The 14,884-nt window shown below is 61.6% G+C and carries 15 protein-coding genes; 9 read left to right on the top strand and 6 right to left on the bottom strand.

Annotation, left to right across the window (positions count from 1 at the left end; all coding sequences use genetic code 11):
- The first annotated feature begins 6 nt into the window (after nucleotides 1–6).
- The 6 genes from ACYAR8_RS15925 (at nucleotide 7) to pstB (ending at nucleotide 5,421) form a co-directional block, all read left to right on the top strand.
- The gene (locus tag ACYAR8_RS15925; protein ID WP_463580395.1) at nucleotides 7–210 is read left to right on the top strand and encodes a hypothetical protein; all 204 of its coding nucleotides are present in this window, start codon (nucleotides 7–9) and stop codon (nucleotides 208–210) included.
- Between the two features lie 178 nt (nucleotides 211–388).
- Nucleotides 389–1,291, top strand: coding sequence for a class A beta-lactamase (gene bla / locus ACYAR8_RS15920; RefSeq protein WP_463580394.1), 903 nt, complete (start codon nucleotides 389–391; stop codon nucleotides 1,289–1,291).
- 390 nt (nucleotides 1,292–1,681) lie between these two features.
- Nucleotides 1,682–2,701, top strand: coding sequence for a phosphate ABC transporter substrate-binding protein PstS (gene pstS / locus ACYAR8_RS15915; protein ID WP_074892490.1), 1,020 nt, complete (start codon nucleotides 1,682–1,684; stop codon nucleotides 2,699–2,701).
- A 70-nt stretch (nucleotides 2,702–2,771) separates the two neighbouring features.
- Nucleotides 2,772–3,767, top strand: coding sequence for a phosphate ABC transporter permease subunit PstC (pstC, locus tag ACYAR8_RS15910; protein WP_065988539.1), 996 nt, complete (start codon nucleotides 2,772–2,774; stop codon nucleotides 3,765–3,767).
- On the top strand, nucleotides 3,764–4,642 hold the full coding sequence (pstA, locus tag ACYAR8_RS15905; protein ID WP_074892491.1) for a phosphate ABC transporter permease PstA: 879 nt from the start codon (nucleotides 3,764–3,766) through the stop codon (nucleotides 4,640–4,642). The genes pstC and pstA overlap by 4 nt, the downstream gene beginning before the upstream one ends.
- On the top strand, nucleotides 4,642–5,421 hold the full coding sequence (pstB, locus tag ACYAR8_RS15900; RefSeq protein WP_065988537.1) for a phosphate ABC transporter ATP-binding protein PstB: 780 nt from the start codon (nucleotides 4,642–4,644) through the stop codon (nucleotides 5,419–5,421). Before pstA ends, pstB begins: the two co-directional genes overlap by 1 nt.
- 285 nt (nucleotides 5,422–5,706) lie before the next feature.
- Here pstB and ACYAR8_RS15895 read toward each other — a convergent pair whose 3' ends face one another.
- Nucleotides 5,707–6,630 (bottom strand): LysR family transcriptional regulator, encoded by a 924-nt coding sequence (locus ACYAR8_RS15895; protein ID WP_463580393.1) that lies wholly within the window; start codon nucleotides 6,628–6,630, stop codon nucleotides 5,707–5,709.
- Nucleotides 6,631–7,063: 433 nt separating this feature from the next.
- On the opposite strand from ACYAR8_RS15895, the gene ACYAR8_RS15890 reads away from it, so the two are divergent.
- The 3 genes from ACYAR8_RS15890 to ACYAR8_RS15880 are packed head-to-tail and all read left to right on the top strand — an operon-like array spanning nucleotide 7,064 to nucleotide 9,933.
- The gene (locus tag ACYAR8_RS15890) at nucleotides 7,064–7,864 is read left to right on the top strand and encodes a glucose 1-dehydrogenase (RefSeq protein WP_074892494.1); all 801 of its coding nucleotides are present in this window, start codon (nucleotides 7,064–7,066) and stop codon (nucleotides 7,862–7,864) included.
- Nucleotides 7,857–9,698, top strand: a complete 1,842-nt coding sequence (locus tag ACYAR8_RS15885) for a glycoside hydrolase family 15 protein (protein WP_463580392.1) — start codon at nucleotides 7,857–7,859, stop codon at nucleotides 9,696–9,698. Before ACYAR8_RS15890 ends, ACYAR8_RS15885 begins: the two co-directional genes overlap by 8 nt.
- 25 nt (nucleotides 9,699–9,723) lie before the next feature.
- Nucleotides 9,724–9,933 (top strand): hypervirulence associated TUDOR domain-containing protein, encoded by a 210-nt coding sequence (locus ACYAR8_RS15880; protein ID WP_108120042.1) that lies wholly within the window; start codon nucleotides 9,724–9,726, stop codon nucleotides 9,931–9,933.
- A 95-nt stretch (nucleotides 9,934–10,028) separates the two neighbouring features.
- Here ACYAR8_RS15880 and ACYAR8_RS15875 read toward each other — a convergent pair whose 3' ends face one another.
- From ACYAR8_RS15875 to ACYAR8_RS15855, 5 genes are all read right to left on the bottom strand, one after another.
- The gene (locus ACYAR8_RS15875) at nucleotides 10,029–11,090 is read right to left on the bottom strand and encodes an SDR family oxidoreductase (protein WP_074892497.1); all 1,062 of its coding nucleotides are present in this window, start codon (nucleotides 11,088–11,090) and stop codon (nucleotides 10,029–10,031) included.
- 124 nt (nucleotides 11,091–11,214) lie between these two features.
- A complete protein-coding gene (locus ACYAR8_RS15870) occupies nucleotides 11,215–11,697 on the bottom strand; it encodes a DUF2938 family protein (RefSeq protein ID WP_463580391.1) in 483 nt (160 codons plus the stop codon).
- Nucleotides 11,698–12,213: 516 nt separating this feature from the next.
- Nucleotides 12,214–12,579 carry a hypothetical protein gene (locus tag ACYAR8_RS15865; RefSeq protein ID WP_463580390.1) on the bottom strand — a complete coding sequence of 122 codons (366 nt, stop codon included), beginning with the start codon at nucleotides 12,577–12,579 and terminating at the stop codon, nucleotides 12,214–12,216.
- Between the two features lie 514 nt (nucleotides 12,580–13,093).
- Nucleotides 13,094–13,612, bottom strand: coding sequence for a GNAT family N-acetyltransferase (locus ACYAR8_RS15860; protein ID WP_463580389.1), 519 nt, complete (start codon nucleotides 13,610–13,612; stop codon nucleotides 13,094–13,096).
- 24 nt (nucleotides 13,613–13,636) lie between these two features.
- Nucleotides 13,637–14,815: a GGDEF domain-containing protein gene (locus ACYAR8_RS15855; RefSeq protein WP_074892501.1), complete on the bottom strand. Its 1,179-nt coding sequence runs from the start codon at nucleotides 14,813–14,815 to the stop codon at nucleotides 13,637–13,639.
- Between the last annotated feature and the right edge of the window lie 69 nt (nucleotides 14,816–14,884).

Here is a 14,884-nt window from a genome sequence, read left to right as displayed (position 1 = left end):
ACGGCGATGAACCCATGGCCAGCGTTCGAGAACGATGAAATCCCGGTGCCGTATCAGGCCACCGAGCAGGAGATTTCCTGGCTGTTGCCGCAGTCACTGGCATCTCTGGCCGGCGAACTGGCGGCGAACCACGAGCCCATCGACAACCCGGCGACCCTGCGGCTGTTCATGTGGGTGCGGTCGGTGTCGGGATTTGACCGGCCGCGATAATGGCAAAGGTGGGGCAAACAGGACGTTTGCGCCGACAGCGGTTGAAATAACACAGCGTCTGGTCGGATGATGGGCGCCGGTTTGCTCACCCTTCGCAGCGGCTCAGCGGCAGCTCATCCCATCGGGATAAGCGCCATGATCCCCGCGGCGCTCGTTGCCCTTCACAAGGACGTCCATCTTGATCACCCGCAGAACTCTCATTGGCGCGTCGTTGCTGGCCGTGCCTGCGTTGTTCAGTCTTTCCTCACTGGCTGCCGAACGGCGTCCCGAGCCGTCTCCCGACCGCTTTTCCGACCGAGCCATCCAGCAGCAACTGGCCGACCTCGAATCTCGTCACGGCGGCCTGCTGGGTGTCGCCATTCTGGACACGGCCAGCCAGCGCCTGATCACCCATCGCGGCGATGAACGCTTTGCCCTGTGCAGCACCTTCAAATGCCTGGCCGCCGCCCATGTGCTGGCGCGGGTTGATCGACAGCAGGAAGACCTGTCGCGGCGTATCGTCTATTCCGCCGAGCAACTGGTGGCGTATTCGCCGACCACCGAGCTGCATGTGGGCGGGCAGGGGCTGAGCGTCGGTTCCCTGTGCGAGGCGGCGATGACGCTGAGCGATAACACCGCAGCCAACCTGCTGCTCGACAGCATGGGCGGTCCCGAGGGGTTGACCGCCTGGTTGCGCTCGATCGGTGACACGCGAACCCGCCTGGACCGGCGTGAGCCCGATCTGAATGAAAACCGGCCGCAGGATCTGCGCGACACCACCACGCCCGTCGCCATGTTGCACACGTTGAACACCCTGGTGCTGGGTGACGAACTGACGCTGCCCTCGCGGGATCAGCTGACGGCGTGGCTGGTGAACAATCAGACCGGCGACAAGAAGCTGCGTGCCGGCGTCCCCGGCGGCTGGCGTGTAGGGGACAAGACCGGTTCGGGTTCCAACAACGCCAGCAACGATGTCGCCGTAATCTGGCCCGGCGACAGGCCACCGATTTTGGTGACGGCCTATTACACCGGCTCAAAAGCCAGCGCTGATCAGATCAACGCAGTGATGGCCGACATCGGGCGGCTTGCCGAAGCGGTGTGAGGGCTGGCCTTCCAGGGGAGTGGGGCTGGCCGCAAAATCTCGATACACATTGCCGAGATGAATCGGCCGTGCGGCACGGCCGGTGAGTTCTGCCTGCCCCTGGCGACGGCCCTGCGGCGCCCAACACCGGGCGCAATTGCCACAAAATGCATGCCTACAGGGTGATATGTGGCGCATTGATATTAAATTCCCTTCCGCTAGACAACTTCAGCCTTAGCCAGCAAAACCGGGCACTTCAGTTTTACAAGCTGTAGGAAATGGCTGACAGAAGCCTCCGTTTTTCCGCGCGGTCTCAAGACTGTCATCAAACAGAAATGTTTCCGGTTTTAAATCTGCCTCGGGTCTTCAACTGTGACCACACACACAAAATTCTCTTGTTGAGGTATTGCCGTGATTCTGCTGACTAAAAAACGCCTGTCGCTTCTGATGGCTTCGATGTGCCTGTCGGGTATGGCACACGCCGTTGATGTGACTGGCGCTGGTTCGAGTTTCGTATTCCCGGTTATCTCGCAGTGGTCGCAGGACTACAGCAAAACTGCTGACAATCGCGTCAACTACCAGTCGATCGGCTCGGGCGGCGGTATTGCCCAGATCAAGGCTGCCACCGTTGATTTCGGCGCGTCCGACGCCCCGATGTCCGCTGAAGACCTGAAGGCGGGCGGTCTGGGTCAGTTCCCAAGCGTGATCGGCGGCATCGTACCGGTCGTCAACCTCGAAGGCGTGAAAGCCAACGACGTGAAATTGAGCGGGCAAGTACTGGCCGACATTTTCCAGGGCAAAATCACCAAGTGGAACGATCCTGCGATCGTCAAACTGAACGAAGGCCTGAAACTGCCTGAGACCAACATCACCGTCGTTCACCGTTCGGACGGCTCGGGCACTTCCTTCAACTTCACCAGCTACCTGACCAAAGTCAGCGACGCATGGAAATCCGGTCCAGGCACCGGCTCCGCTGTTCAATGGCCAGTGGGCGTGGGCGGCAAGGGTAACGAAGGTGTGGCGGCTTACGTAAAACAGATCAAGGGCTCGATCGGTTACGTTGAATACTCCTACGCCACCAAGAGCGATATCGCTTTCACCCAACTGCAAAACTCGGCTGGCGAGTTCATCAAGCCTGACGCCAAAGCCTTCGCCGCAGCGGCCGACACTGCTGACTGGGCCAACGCCAAAGACTTCAACCTGATCATGACCAACGCGCCGGGCAAGACGGCATGGCCGATCACCGCGACCACCTGGATCATCATGTACAAGCAACCGAAGAACGCCGAGAAAAGCGCTGCTGCTTTCGACTTCTTCAAATGGTCCCTGGAAAAAGGTCAGAGCGCCGCTGAAAAACTGGAATACGTACCTCTGCCTGCATCGCTGGTCAGCAAGATCGAAGACTACTGGAAAACCGAGTTCACCAAGTAACTCGACGTAATCCGGCTTACCCCTGCCACCGAGCGCTCGATGGCAGGGTTTCCTTGCGAGTGGACCTACCATGACTGATAACACCCAATACATGTCCGCTGTGATTCCGGATGCAATATCCGAGAGCGAAAAACGCGCGGCCCGCGATCACCGACACGACGCCTGGTTTCGGCGCACGATGCTGGGAGCGGCTCTGTTGGTGCTGCTGTTGCTGGCGAGTATCGCCGGCTCGACACTCTGGGGCGGTGCCCTGGCATTCAAAACGTTTGGTTTCGAATTTCTTACCAGTACCGAATGGGACGTGGTCAACGGCAAGTTCGGCGCGTTGGTGCCGATCTACGGCACGTTGGTGACCTCCTTTCTCGCACTGCTGATCGCCGTTCCGGTGAGCTTCGGCATCGCGGTTTTTCTGACTGAAGTCGCACCGCCCTGGCTGCGCATGCCCATCGCTTCGGCTGTGGAGCTGCTGGCGGGTATTCCTTCGATCATCTACGGCATGTGGGGCCTGTTCGTGTTCGGCCCGTTCATGGCCCAGTACATGGCCCCGTGGATCAACGACAACCTCGGCGCGCTGCCGCTGATCGGCCCGGTGTTTCAGGGCCCGCCCTTGGGCATCGGCATGCTCACCGCCGGCATCGTGCTGGCGATCATGATTATCCCGTTCATCACCTCGGTCATGACCGAAGTGTTCCGCAGCGTGCCCATTGCCCTTAAAGAATCGGCGTACGCACTGGGCGGCACGACCTGGGAAGTGGTCTGGGACATCGTCCTGCCGTACACCCGCTCTGCGGTGGTCGGCGGTGTGTTCCTGGGTCTGGGCCGTGCCCTCGGTGAAACCATGGCGGTGACCTTCGTGCTGGGCAACGCCCACCAGTTCTCGGCATCGCTGATGATGCCGAGCAGCTCGATTGCTTCGGTGATTGCCAACGAGTTCAGCGAGGCCTACACCGACCTGCACCGTTCTGCACTGATCGCCCTGGGCTTCCTGCTGTTTGTGGTCACCTTCATCGTGCTGGCGATCGCCCGTCTGATGCTCTCTCGTCTGTCGCGCAAGGAGGGTCTATGAGTAAGGCCGATAACGAAAACCTGTACCGCTCCCGGGCGATCAAGAACAAGATCGCGATGGTCCTCAGTTGCGCCGCGACGGCCTTCGGCCTGCTGTGGCTGGTGTGGATTCTGCTGACCACGATCGTCAACGGGTTCGCAGCGCTGAACCTGCGCCTGTTTACTGACATGACCCCGCCACCGGGCTCGTCGGGCGGTCTGGCGAACGCCTTTTACGGCAGCATTCTGATGTCCGGCATCGGCCTGCTGATCGGCACGCCGATTGGTTTGATGGCCGGTATCTGGCTGGCGGAGTTTGCCCGTAATACCAAGCTGGGCAACGCGGTGCGCTTCATTAACGACATTCTGCTGTCGGCGCCGTCGATCGTGCTCGGTCTGTTCGTGTACACCGCGGTGATCCTGCCCCTCAGCGCCGTGACCAACCACCAAGTGGGTTTCTCCGCCATCGCCGGCGCCCTGGCCCTGGCACTGCTGGTGATCCCGGTGGTGGTGCGGACCACCGACGAAATGCTCCAGCTGCAACCCTCGACCATGCGCGAAGCCGCATTGGCGCTCGGTGTGCCGCAATGGAAGCTGACGCTGCAGATTGTCCTGCGTGCGGCCAAGGCCGGCGTGGTGACCGGCATCCTGCTGGCGCTGGCGCGCATCACCGGCGAAACCGCGCCGTTGCTGTTCACCGCCTTCGGCAACCAGTTCTGGAGCAGTGACCTGCTCAAACCGATCGCAAGCGTGCCTGTGGTGATTTTCCAGTACGCGATGAGTCCGTTCGACGACTGGCACTCCCTGGCCTGGGCCGGCGCTTTGATTATGACCATGTTTGTACTGGTACTGAGCCTCAGTTCCCGTCTTCTCCTTTTGCGCAATAGGGCGTCCTGATGAACAACCTTTCCCTCGCCGACGAAAAAACCAAAATCCAGGTACGCGGTCTCGATTTCTACTACGGCACTCAGCGCTCGCTGAAGTCGGTCGACATGATCATCCCCGAGAAGCGCATCACCGCGATCATCGGCCCGTCCGGCTGCGGCAAGTCCACGCTGCTGCGGGTGTTCAACCGCATTTACTCGATGTACCCGAAACAGGAAGCCAAAGGCGAAGTGATGCTCAACGGGGAGAACATTCTGGCCCCGGGTTACTCGATGAACCGCCTGCGCAGCAACGTCGGCATGGTGTTCCAGAAGCCGGTGCCGTTCCCGATGTCGATCTACGACAACATCGCTTACGCGGTGCGTCACCACGAAAAACTCTCCCGTCGCGAGATGGAAGAGCGCGTCGAGCAGGCTCTGCGCGGCGCGGCGTTGTGGGATGAAGTCAAAGACAAGCTCAAGCAGAGCGCCCAGAGTCTTTCAGGTGGTCAGCAACAGCGTCTGTGCATCGCCCGCACCATCGCGTTGCGCCCGCAAGTGCTGTTGCTGGACGAACCGACTTCAGCCCTCGACCCGATCTCCACCGGTCGCATCGAACAGCTGATCACCGAGCTCAAGGAGCAGTTCACGGTGATCATCGTCACCCACAACATGCAACAGGCCGCGCGCTGCTCGGACTACACCGCGTTCATGTTCATGGGCGAACTGATCGAACACGGCGACACCGACACCATCTTCACCAAGCCGTCCAAGACCCAGACCGAGGATTACATCACCGGTCGTTTTGGCTGATTGAGGGTATTGCTGGCGCTGCAAGAGGTTTTAGCGGGACCGGCTTTAGCCGGGAAGAGAATGGTGTGAACGCCATCATTTTGTGCTGTCACCGCTGACGCTTTCCCGGCTGAAGCCGGTCCCACTAAGTCACGCGCGCGTCGTAGGACTGGCTTTAGCCGGGAAGGCGTAGGCCGCTACACCGCAGATTTGTGGGTGTTCAAACCGGCCTCTTCCCGGCTAAAGCCGGTCCTACATTTGATCGCTGGTTTGTAGGACTGGCTTTAGCCGGGAAGGGGGCAGGCGCTACTGCGGGGAGCTGGTAGCGCCTGAGTCTCCCATGAACGCCTCCAGCCGCTTGCGCAACCAGCGTTCGGCGGGGTCGGTGTCCATGACGCTGAGCCAGACCATCGACAGCTCAAGATCCGGCGTCACGAACGGCAGCGGCTCGCCACGCAGACCGGTTCGGGCCATGGCCCGGGTCAGGTGGTCCGGCAGGTTGCAGAGCAGATCCGTCCCCTCCATCAACGCCGGCAGCGTGCTGTATTGCGGCACCGAAAGTACGGCGGTGCGCTTGCGGCCGATCGCGGCCAGCCACTCATCCGCGAAGCTTGAAATGTTCGCCACGTGGGACACCACGACGTGGGGCCGCGTGCAGTATTCGTCCAGGGTGATTGGCTCAGGCGAAGCGTCGGCGCGCACCACCATCGGCCGCATGATGCGCAGCATTTTTCGCTTGGCGTTGGCCGGCAGTTCACGGGTCAGGCAGACGCCGACGGTGATGTCGCCGGACATGAGCAGCTCCGAGACATTCCAGAAATTGACCTGCTTGATCACCAGCACAATGCCGGGCGCTTCCTCACGGATCGCCCGCAGCATCGGCGGCAGCAGGCTGTACTCGACGTCGTCGGACAGCCCGATGCGGAAGGTCATGTCGCTGCTGGCCGGGTCGAATTCCCGCGTGAGGCTCAGGGCCACGGACATCGCGTCCAGCGCCGGCGACAGGTGACTGATGATCTCGCTGGCCCGCGCCGTGGGTTCCATGCGGTGACCGACGCGAATGAACAAGGGATCGTTGAACAGCGCACGCAGGCGGTTGAGGGCAGCGCTGATGGTGGGTTGGCCGAGGAACAGCTTCTCGGCGGCGCGGGTCACGTTACGCTCTTGCATCAAGGTCTCGAACACCACCATCAGGTTGATGTCCGCCTTGCGCAGCTCATTGCGATTCATACATCGTCCCCGTTACCCGACATTCGTCACCCTGCTGTGGAAGGCCTGCGACATGATGGGCAACAGTTTATTGAGCACGGTCGTTCGGCGTCCAGCCTTCCCGGCTAAAGCCAGTCCTGCCGGACTGAAGCGCGCTTAGTGGGACCGGCTTCAGCCGGGAAGAGGCCAGTCCGGGCACCCTCCATTTTGCGGCATGACCACCGACGCCTTCCCGGCTAAAGCCGGTCCCACTGGGTACGCGCATGCTGTTAGTGGGACCGGCTTCAGCCGGGAAGAGGCCAGTCTGTGCACCCTAGATTTGCAGCGAACCGCCAAGGCCCTCCCTGCCAATGCCAACCAGGGGCCTTTTCGCCATGGGCGTACTTATCCCGATGAACTTCAGCAGAACCCCATGAGTCAGCATTAAAACGCTCACCATGAGGCTCCACATTCCATGCAGATTTCCTTGAAAGGCCAGGTCGCCCTCGTCACTGGCGCCAGTTCCGGACTGGGTGCCGGCGCAGCGAAAGGGCTGGCGGCGTCAGGCGCGGCGGTGGTGGTCAACTACCACTCGCAACCCGAACCGGCGCAGAAGCTTGCGCAAGAAATCATTGATGCCGGGGGCCAGGCCATCGCCATTGGCGCGGACGTGTCCAACGAGCAGGACGTGGAAAAGCTGTTCGCCGAGACCCTCAAGGCGTTTGGCCGGCTGGACATCCTCGTCGCCAATTCCGGGCTGCAGAAAGACGCGGCCATCGCTGACATGACCCTCGAGGACTGGAACACCGTGATCAACGTCAACCTGACGGGTCAGTTCCTCTGCGCGCGCGCCGCGCTGCGGCAGTTCGCCAAACAGGACATCCGCCCCGAGGTGTCCCGCGCCCGGGGCAAGATCATCCACATGAGCTCGGTGCATCAAGTCATTCCCTGGGCTGGCCACGTCAACTACGCGGCCTCGAAGGGCGGCGTCGATTTGCTGATGCGCAGCATTGCCCAGGAGGTCGGCGAGCAGCGCATCCGCGTCAACAGCGTCGCGCCCGGCGCCATTCGCACCGCCATCAACACCAAAGCCACCAGCGGCGATGCCGAGAAGAAACTGCTGGAGCTGATCCCATACGGCCGGGTGGGCGAGGCTGAGGATGTCGCCAATGCCGTCGTCTGGCTGGCGTCGGATGCGTCGGACTATGTGCACGGCACGACGCTGTTCATCGACGGCGGCATGAGCCTCTACCCGGAGTTCCGCAACAATGGCTGAACACACCCCGAACCCCGATGAGCAGGAACCGCAGAACCCCATCGAAAACCACGGCATCATCGGCGACATGCGCAGCGCCGCGCTGGTGGCCGACACCGGCAGCATCGACTTTTGCTGCTGGCCCGATTTCGACAGCCCGAGCATCTTCACCGCGTTGCTGGACACCCCCGACGCGGGCATTTTCCAGCTGGCGCCGATTCTCCCGGACGCCCGCCGGCAGCAACTGTATCTGCCGGAGACCAACGTGCTGATGACGCGCTGGATCGCCAAAGACGCGGTGGTTGAAGTCACCGACGTCATGCCCATTGCGTCGGAAGTCGACAACCTGCCGCGCCTGATCCGCCGTATTCATGTTCGTCACGGCCAGGCCTCCGTTCGGATGCTCTGCCGGGTGCGCCACGACTACAGCCGCGCCGACACCACCGCGCACACGGACGGTGAGGACATTCGTTTTGAGGCCGAAGGCCAGCCTGCCATGCGTCTGGCGGCAACAACGAAATTGACGCTCGAAGCCCAGGCTGCGGTGGCAGAATTCGAGATGAAGCAGGGTGATGTCGTGGAATTCATGCTCGGCGGTGCCGACGATCCGCTGGTGAAGGCCACGAACTGCGACTGCGATCTGAAAAACACCGTCAACTACTGGCAGCACTGGAGCCGGCATTCCAACTACCGCGGGCGCTGGCGTGAAGTGGTCAATCGCTCGGCCCTGGCCCTCAAGCTGCTGACCTCGCGCAAGCATGGCGGTATCGTCGCGGCGGCGACCTTCGGTCTGCCGGAAGAACAGGGCGGCGAGCGCAATTGGGACTACCGTTACACCTGGATCCGCGATGCGTCCTTCACCGTCTACGCCTTCATGCGCCTGGGTTATACCGAGGAAGCCAATGCCTTCATGCACTGGGTGCGTGAACGCATGGGCGACTGCTGCGAAGACGCCAACAAGCTCGGTATTCTCTATGCGCTGAACGGCCGCGAAGAATTGCCTGAAGAAGAGCTGGATCACCTCAGCGGCTACGGCGGCGCGTCGCCTGTGCGCATCGGCAACGAGGCCTACAAGCAGACGCAGCTGGACATCTACGGCGAGCTGCTCGACGCGGTGTACCTGGCCAACAAATACGGTGAGGCCATCTCCCACGAGGGCTGGAAGCACGTCACCCGGCTGGTCAACGAGCTGTGCGACACCTGGAGCAGCAAGGACGTCGGGATCTGGGAAATGCGCGGCGCCGATCAGCATTTCCTGCATTCGCGGCTGATGTGCTGGGTCGCCCTGGACCGGGCGCTGCGCCTGTCATTGAAGCGTTCGCTGCCGGCGCCTTTCGAGCGCTGGGACAAGGCGCGTCAGGCCATCCATGACGACATCTGGGACAACTTCTGGGATGCCGACCTGGGCCATTTCGTCCAGTACAAGGGCAGCAAAAACCTGGACGCGTCGATGCTGTTGATGCCGCTGGTGCGGTTCGTCGGCGCCAGCGATCCCAAGTGGCTCAAGACCCTGGACGCCATCGAACGCACGCTGGTGCGCGACGGCATGGTGTTCCGCTATCGCAATGACGATGACCACCACGATGGGCTTGAGGGGGAGGAAGGTGCGTTTGTGGCTTGCTCGTTCTGGTACGTCGAGTGCCTGGCCCGCGCCGGGCGGGTGGAGCAGGCGCATCTGGAATTCGAACAGTTGCTGCGTTACGCAAACCCGCTGGGCCTGTATGCCGAGGAGTTCGACGAACACGGCCACCATCTGGGCAACACGCCGCAAGCGCTCAGCCATCTGGCGCTGATCAGTGCGGCGAGTTTTCTGGATCGCAAGCTTGAAGGCAGCCAGACCCTCTGGCAGCCCTGACTTCCGGGATTAAAGGAGAAAATCGATGGCTCATGCATTCAAGGTGGGCGACCACGTGCGCTGGAATTCCGAGGCCGGGCACATTGTCGGCAAGGTGACCAAGGTGCATACCAGGGAGGTGGAGTTCATGGGCCGTCATCGCCATGCCTCGCCCGAGGCGCCGCAGTACGAGGTCAAGAGCGACAAGACCGGGCACTTGGCGATGCACAAAGAGGACGCGCTGGAAAAGGCTTGAGCCTCGTTTCCTCAAGTCCCAAGGCCTCCGGATACGAAAAACGCAGCGATGACCATGATCATCGCTGCGTTTTTTTGTGTGCGTGATCCGCGCCGTTATGGAATCAGGCGCTGTGCCCGCAACGTGTCGAACACATCAAAGAACGCCTGGTCGCTGGCCTGAAAGGCGTTGAAGCCCAGGGCTCGGCTTTTCGACATGTCCGTGACCACCTCAATCGGGCGGCCCAAGTCGGCGTCGGTGTGCCACGGCGAGATCAGGCGAGTGATGTCCGCTTCTTTCAGACCGTGTGCGCGAACCAGTTCGTCCCACGCCGACTGATCGTTGGCCATCTGCTGCTCCAGCGGAGAAACCTGCTCCGGGAACGGGGCAGCGTCCACACCGAAGTACTCGGCGATCTGGCCCCACATCCACTGCCAGCGGAACACGTCGCCGTTGGTGATGTTGAAGGCCTGGTCCGCCGCGGCTGGCGTCGTGGCCGCCCACAGTTGCTGTTTGGCCAGTTGGCGCGCGTCGGTCATGTCGGTGAGGCTGTCCCACTGCACGCGGGAGCCGGGGAACACGAACGGGCGGCCGGTCGCTTTGCAGATCGACGCATACACCGCGAGGGTGGTCGCCATGTTCATCGCATTGCCCACCGCGACGCCGGTCACGGTGTGCGGACGGTGCACGCTCCAGGTGAAGCCGTCGCGTTTGGCGGCGGCAAAGACCTCATCTTCCTGGGCGTAGTAGAAGTTTTCGATGTCGAGCCGACCCTGGGACTCGCGGAACGGTGTCTGCGGCAGGGTGCCTTTGCCGTAGGCTTCGAACGGGCCGAGGTAATGCTTTAGTCCGGTCACCAGCGCGACATGTTTGACGCTCTTTGCCGGGCTCAACGCGTCCAGCACGTTACGCACCATGGCGGCGTTGACGCGGATGTTTTCAGCTTCCGTCGCTTGACGCGACCAGGTGGTGAGGAAGACGTGGGTTGGCTTGAGGTCCGCAAGGGCCTGCTTGACCGATGCCGGATCTTGCAGGTCCGCTGCCACGGGGATCACGCCCGGCGTTTGCGAGGGACTGCGGGAAAGGGCGGCCACCTGCCAACCGTTATCGAGTAACAGTTGGGTGGTTGCGCTGCCGACGATGCCGCTGGCGCCGACGACCAAGGCCGTTTGAGTCATGGGGGTCTCCTGATTGATCGAGTGGAACGGGCTTCATAACCATGCAGCCCTCAGGTTTCAGAACGGCAGCGGCGCAGATAGGTTCACCGCGATTGGCCGGGTGCGACCCCACACCGCGCCTTAATCACCCCACCAGCAGCGCCGCGCCATACATGCCGATTGCAAACACCACGTGCCCGACGACGTTCTGCAACCGTGCCACGTTCGGCTGCGGTGCCTTGTTGCAGGCGACCCCGACACCCATGCCGGGCTGCAGGATGAACCAGCCGGCGCCGACGGTGACCAGCCCGACGATCAGCGCAGGAAGAAAGGTCGGCGCATGGGCCCACTGCACGCCCCAGATGAAAAGCAGCGCAGCGGCGAACAGCACGCCGACGGTGTAATGCATGAACCAGCCAATCGCCAGTTCATTGGAAACGGGAGGGGAATCGCCGATGCCGTTACGGTGCACGAACTGCCCCTTGGGCATCCCGGCAAACCAGCGGCCGACAAGGTGCCAGGGCGGGGTCGGCAAACCCAGCACCGCCTTGAGCAACAACGCCCAGAGATCCAGCAGCGCCGTGCCGCCCATGCCGATGAGAATTGCCAGGTAAATGAATTCGAACATGTCCGTCCCTGCGTGCAGTCAGTGGTCGATGGGCCAGTGATGGCCGGACACGTTAGCAGTTTTGTCAGAGAAAGCGGGTGGGTTGAATGCACGCGATGCATTAGTGGGACCGGCTTCAGCCGGGAAGAGGCCCGCATGAACACCGCTGGATTTGCGGTGTGACACCCGACGCCTTCCCGGCTAAAGCCGGTCCCACATTGAGGTTCGCAGCCAGTCCCACTCATGTGCGCGATGGATTAGTGGGACCGGCTTCAGCCGGGAAGGGGCCCGCATGGACACCGCTGGATTTGCGGTGTGACACCCGACGCCTTCCCGGCTAAAGCCGGTCCCACATTAAAATTCGCAGCCAGTCCCACTCGATGTGCGCGATGGATTAGTGGGACCGGCTTCAGCCGGGAAGGGGCCCGCATGGACACCGCTGAATTTGCGGTGTGACACCCGACGCCTTCCCGGCTAAAGCCGGTCCCACATTGAGGTTCACAGCCAGTCCCACTGACTGCACGCAATGCTTAGTGCTTACCAGCGGTCATTGCCACGGCCGTGGTCAAAACCTCTGCGGTAGCCGCCGTCGTAGTAGCCGTGGGGCGGCGGTGGTGCGAAGCGACGATATTCGACCCGCTCACGCACCGGCACATAGACAACCTGCTGGTACTGAGGCTGATAACGCGGTGCATAACGTGGCTCATAGCGCGGTTGCGGGCGGTAATCCTGATAGCGATCGTGACGGTCGTTGTTCGACTGACTGATTACCGCGGCCAGTACGGCACCCACGGCGGCTCCGGCGATGACAGGCACAATCACGTTGCGTTCGCTGGCGGACGCCGCACCGGCGCTGGCGAGCAGACCGGACAGGATCAGGGCTTGGGTCATCTTGGAAATCATGGTGTCTCCTTTGGCGAAAGAGTGGGTTCGCCATGGACGTATGAAACACCGGATCCGTGTAATCCCACGTCTAGGATTGGTAAAGGTTGCGTAAACCCGGATCGATCGCCAAATGGTTCATGGCGCAGGTTTTGGCCTCGAGTTTTACCTCGAGGCGCAGAACATGAATGAGCGGAACTTCCTGAAACGACGACCGCCGATCAGGTAGCCACTCCTCGAAGGAAACCTCCTGCGCCACGTGGAATCAACTGGTTACGTACGTGAGGGTGAGGGGAAATAATGATGGTGACCGACGATCTTGTCCGGTGGAACAGCCACTGGCGGCTAAACGACCACACAGTGTTGTGCAGGACCTGTAAAGCCAGGCAGAGCGAAGCGGAAAGGGAAGCGACCTTTGTGCATTTGCCCACCTGCGGCTATGCCCGTGAAGCGGCGCATCCGTGGGATGAACTGGACGCCAGTTGCGGAATGCAGCTCTCTCACTGAGCAGATATCTGACTGAACAGCGCCGCCTTCACCCTGCAGCCACGGCCTTGAACATCAGGCTTGGCGCGTGACCCGGTACGTCATCAAGTTCGCCGCAACGTTTCATGCCGATTTTTTCCAGCACGCGGATAGATGCTGCGTGGGTCGGCCGCACATAGCCGTAGACATCCCCCAGGTTCAAGCTCGAGAACCCGAACGCCAGTGCCGCTCTGCCCATTTCCGTGGCAAACCCCTTTCCCCACGCCTCAACCGCAAACCGATAGCCCAGATTGATCCGCTGCTCGCCCATAAAGTCGTGAAGCCCAATGCCGCCAAAGCCGATGATGTGTTCGGGCGCATCCTTGCGCGCAATCGCCCACCAGCCGTAACCATGGGTCTCCCAGTGCTCGATCCAGCCTTCTAGCATCCCAGCCGCCTGGGCTTCGTCGGTCATTGGCCCGGAAGGATTGAACAGCTGGGTCCGCGGGTCGCTGTAGATGGCGAACAGGCGGTCGAGATCATCGGGTTCCGGGGCGCGGTAGATCAGTTGAGCGCTGCTCATGGGCATGGCGGGTGATCCTTCTTTCAGCCTTCACAGTATTTGCAGCGGATCGCTGGCGTTGACGCTCTGATCTACCAGCTGAATGCGATTGCGTCCACCCCGTTTGGACTCATACAAGGCGGCATCGCTGCGCTCGATCAACTCTCCCAGGCTGGACGGCGGTTGGCTGAACAGGCTGGCACCGATGCTCAATGTGACGGGCTGGGGGGTGGGAAAGGTTGCCGAGGCGGTCGCGTGAAAGGCCTCGCGCAGCGTGCTCCCCACGGCCAGCAAATGCTCGCTGGAGGTGTCACTGAGCAGCACCACAAATTCATCCCCGCCCAGGCGCGCGGCCAGCGAGCCGTTGGGCAAGGCCGCACGTATGATTTCGCTGAGCGCGACCAGCAGCCGGTCGCCGGCGCTGTGGCCATAGAGGTCGTTGACCAGTTTGAAATTATCGACGTCCATCAGCAGCAGCGCTCCCGGACGCACCTGTGAGACTTTTTCCAGCACACGCTGCCCGCGCATTTCCAGCGCGCGGCGGTTGTACAGCGCCGTCAGGGGATCCCGCGCCGCCAGCCGGGCCATGCGTTTTTCCCGACGATGACGCTCTGAGCCCGTCATGGACAAGGCGATCAGCATCACCGCGATCGTGCCTTCAACCAGCGAAATCTGGATGATCTCGCCACGAAAGGCCGCCAGATCGATCAGCGTGCCAGGTACCACCGCAGTGACTGCCTTGGAAAAATAGAACACGCCGTGGGCCAGCAGCACATAGCGCAACTGCACCGCGCCGACGCTCAGGGACTTGCCGTGAGGGCGCAGCAACCCACTGGCCTTGACCATCAGCAGAGAGATCAACAGCGAGTTGGCTGCCAGCATCACTTTCGACCACCACGGCTGGTCTGGCAGCAGCAACAGCCCCATCCACAGGACGAAGATCAGATACCAGGCCCGCGACAACCGGGTCTCGGTAAACCGCGCAACGCCCAGCAGAAACAGCCAGTGGGCGGTGACCAACAAGCCGTTGGCGAACCAGATGCCAATCACTAGAATGCCGCTGCTGCGCAGCAATGCCAGGGTCGAGCCCACCGAAATAGTGGCAAACCCCGCGCTCCAGAACAGCAGCGAAGGCTCGCGCACCGTCCGCCACTCCACGGCCAGGTACAGCGCGGCGGCCGCCGCGAGGGCGATGGTCATCGTCAGCAGGGTGATCGGGTCGAGCGCCATAAGCAGCCTGATGTGTGGGGGTTGCGGTGTCGTCGCGAGTCGAAGCGCCTGGAGGCTTTCTTTCGCTGG

The sequence above is a fragment of the Pseudomonas sp. HP_01 genome, assembly GCF_055284355.1.
The sequence above is the reverse complement of the archived record's forward strand: the minus strand, read 5'-3'. Positions and strand labels throughout refer to the sequence as shown.

What these genes read in the sequence shown, in the direction of transcription:
- ACYAR8_RS15925 (WP_463580395.1), top strand. Translation starts at nt 7, where the DNA reads ATGAACCCATGGCCAGCGTTCGAGAACGATGAAATCCCGGTGCCGTAT.
- pstC (WP_065988539.1), top strand. Translation starts at nt 2,772, where the DNA reads ATGACTGATAACACCCAATACATGTCCGCTGTGATTCCGGATGCAATA.
- pstA (WP_074892491.1), top strand. Translation starts at nt 3,764, where the DNA reads ATGAGTAAGGCCGATAACGAAAACCTGTACCGCTCCCGGGCGATCAAG.
- pstB (WP_065988537.1), top strand. Translation starts at nt 4,642, where the DNA reads ATGAACAACCTTTCCCTCGCCGACGAAAAAACCAAAATCCAGGTACGC.
- ACYAR8_RS15895 (WP_463580393.1), bottom strand. Translation starts at nt 6,630, where the DNA reads ATGAATCGCAATGAGCTGCGCAAGGCGGACATCAACCTGATGGTGGTG.
- ACYAR8_RS15890 (WP_074892494.1), top strand. Translation starts at nt 7,064, where the DNA reads ATGCAGATTTCCTTGAAAGGCCAGGTCGCCCTCGTCACTGGCGCCAGT.
- ACYAR8_RS15885 (WP_463580392.1), top strand. Translation starts at nt 7,857, where the DNA reads ATGGCTGAACACACCCCGAACCCCGATGAGCAGGAACCGCAGAACCCC.
- ACYAR8_RS15880 (WP_108120042.1), top strand. Translation starts at nt 9,724, where the DNA reads ATGGCTCATGCATTCAAGGTGGGCGACCACGTGCGCTGGAATTCCGAG.
- ACYAR8_RS15875 (WP_074892497.1), bottom strand. Translation starts at nt 11,090, where the DNA reads ATGACTCAAACGGCCTTGGTCGTCGGCGCCAGCGGCATCGTCGGCAGC.
- ACYAR8_RS15870 (WP_463580391.1), bottom strand. Translation starts at nt 11,697, where the DNA reads ATGTTCGAATTCATTTACCTGGCAATTCTCATCGGCATGGGCGGCACG.
- ACYAR8_RS15865 (WP_463580390.1), bottom strand. Translation starts at nt 12,579, where the DNA reads ATGATTTCCAAGATGACCCAAGCCCTGATCCTGTCCGGTCTGCTCGCC.
- ACYAR8_RS15860 (WP_463580389.1), bottom strand. Translation starts at nt 13,612, where the DNA reads ATGCCCATGAGCAGCGCTCAACTGATCTACCGCGCCCCGGAACCCGAT.
- ACYAR8_RS15855 (WP_074892501.1), bottom strand. Translation starts at nt 14,815, where the DNA reads ATGGCGCTCGACCCGATCACCCTGCTGACGATGACCATCGCCCTCGCG.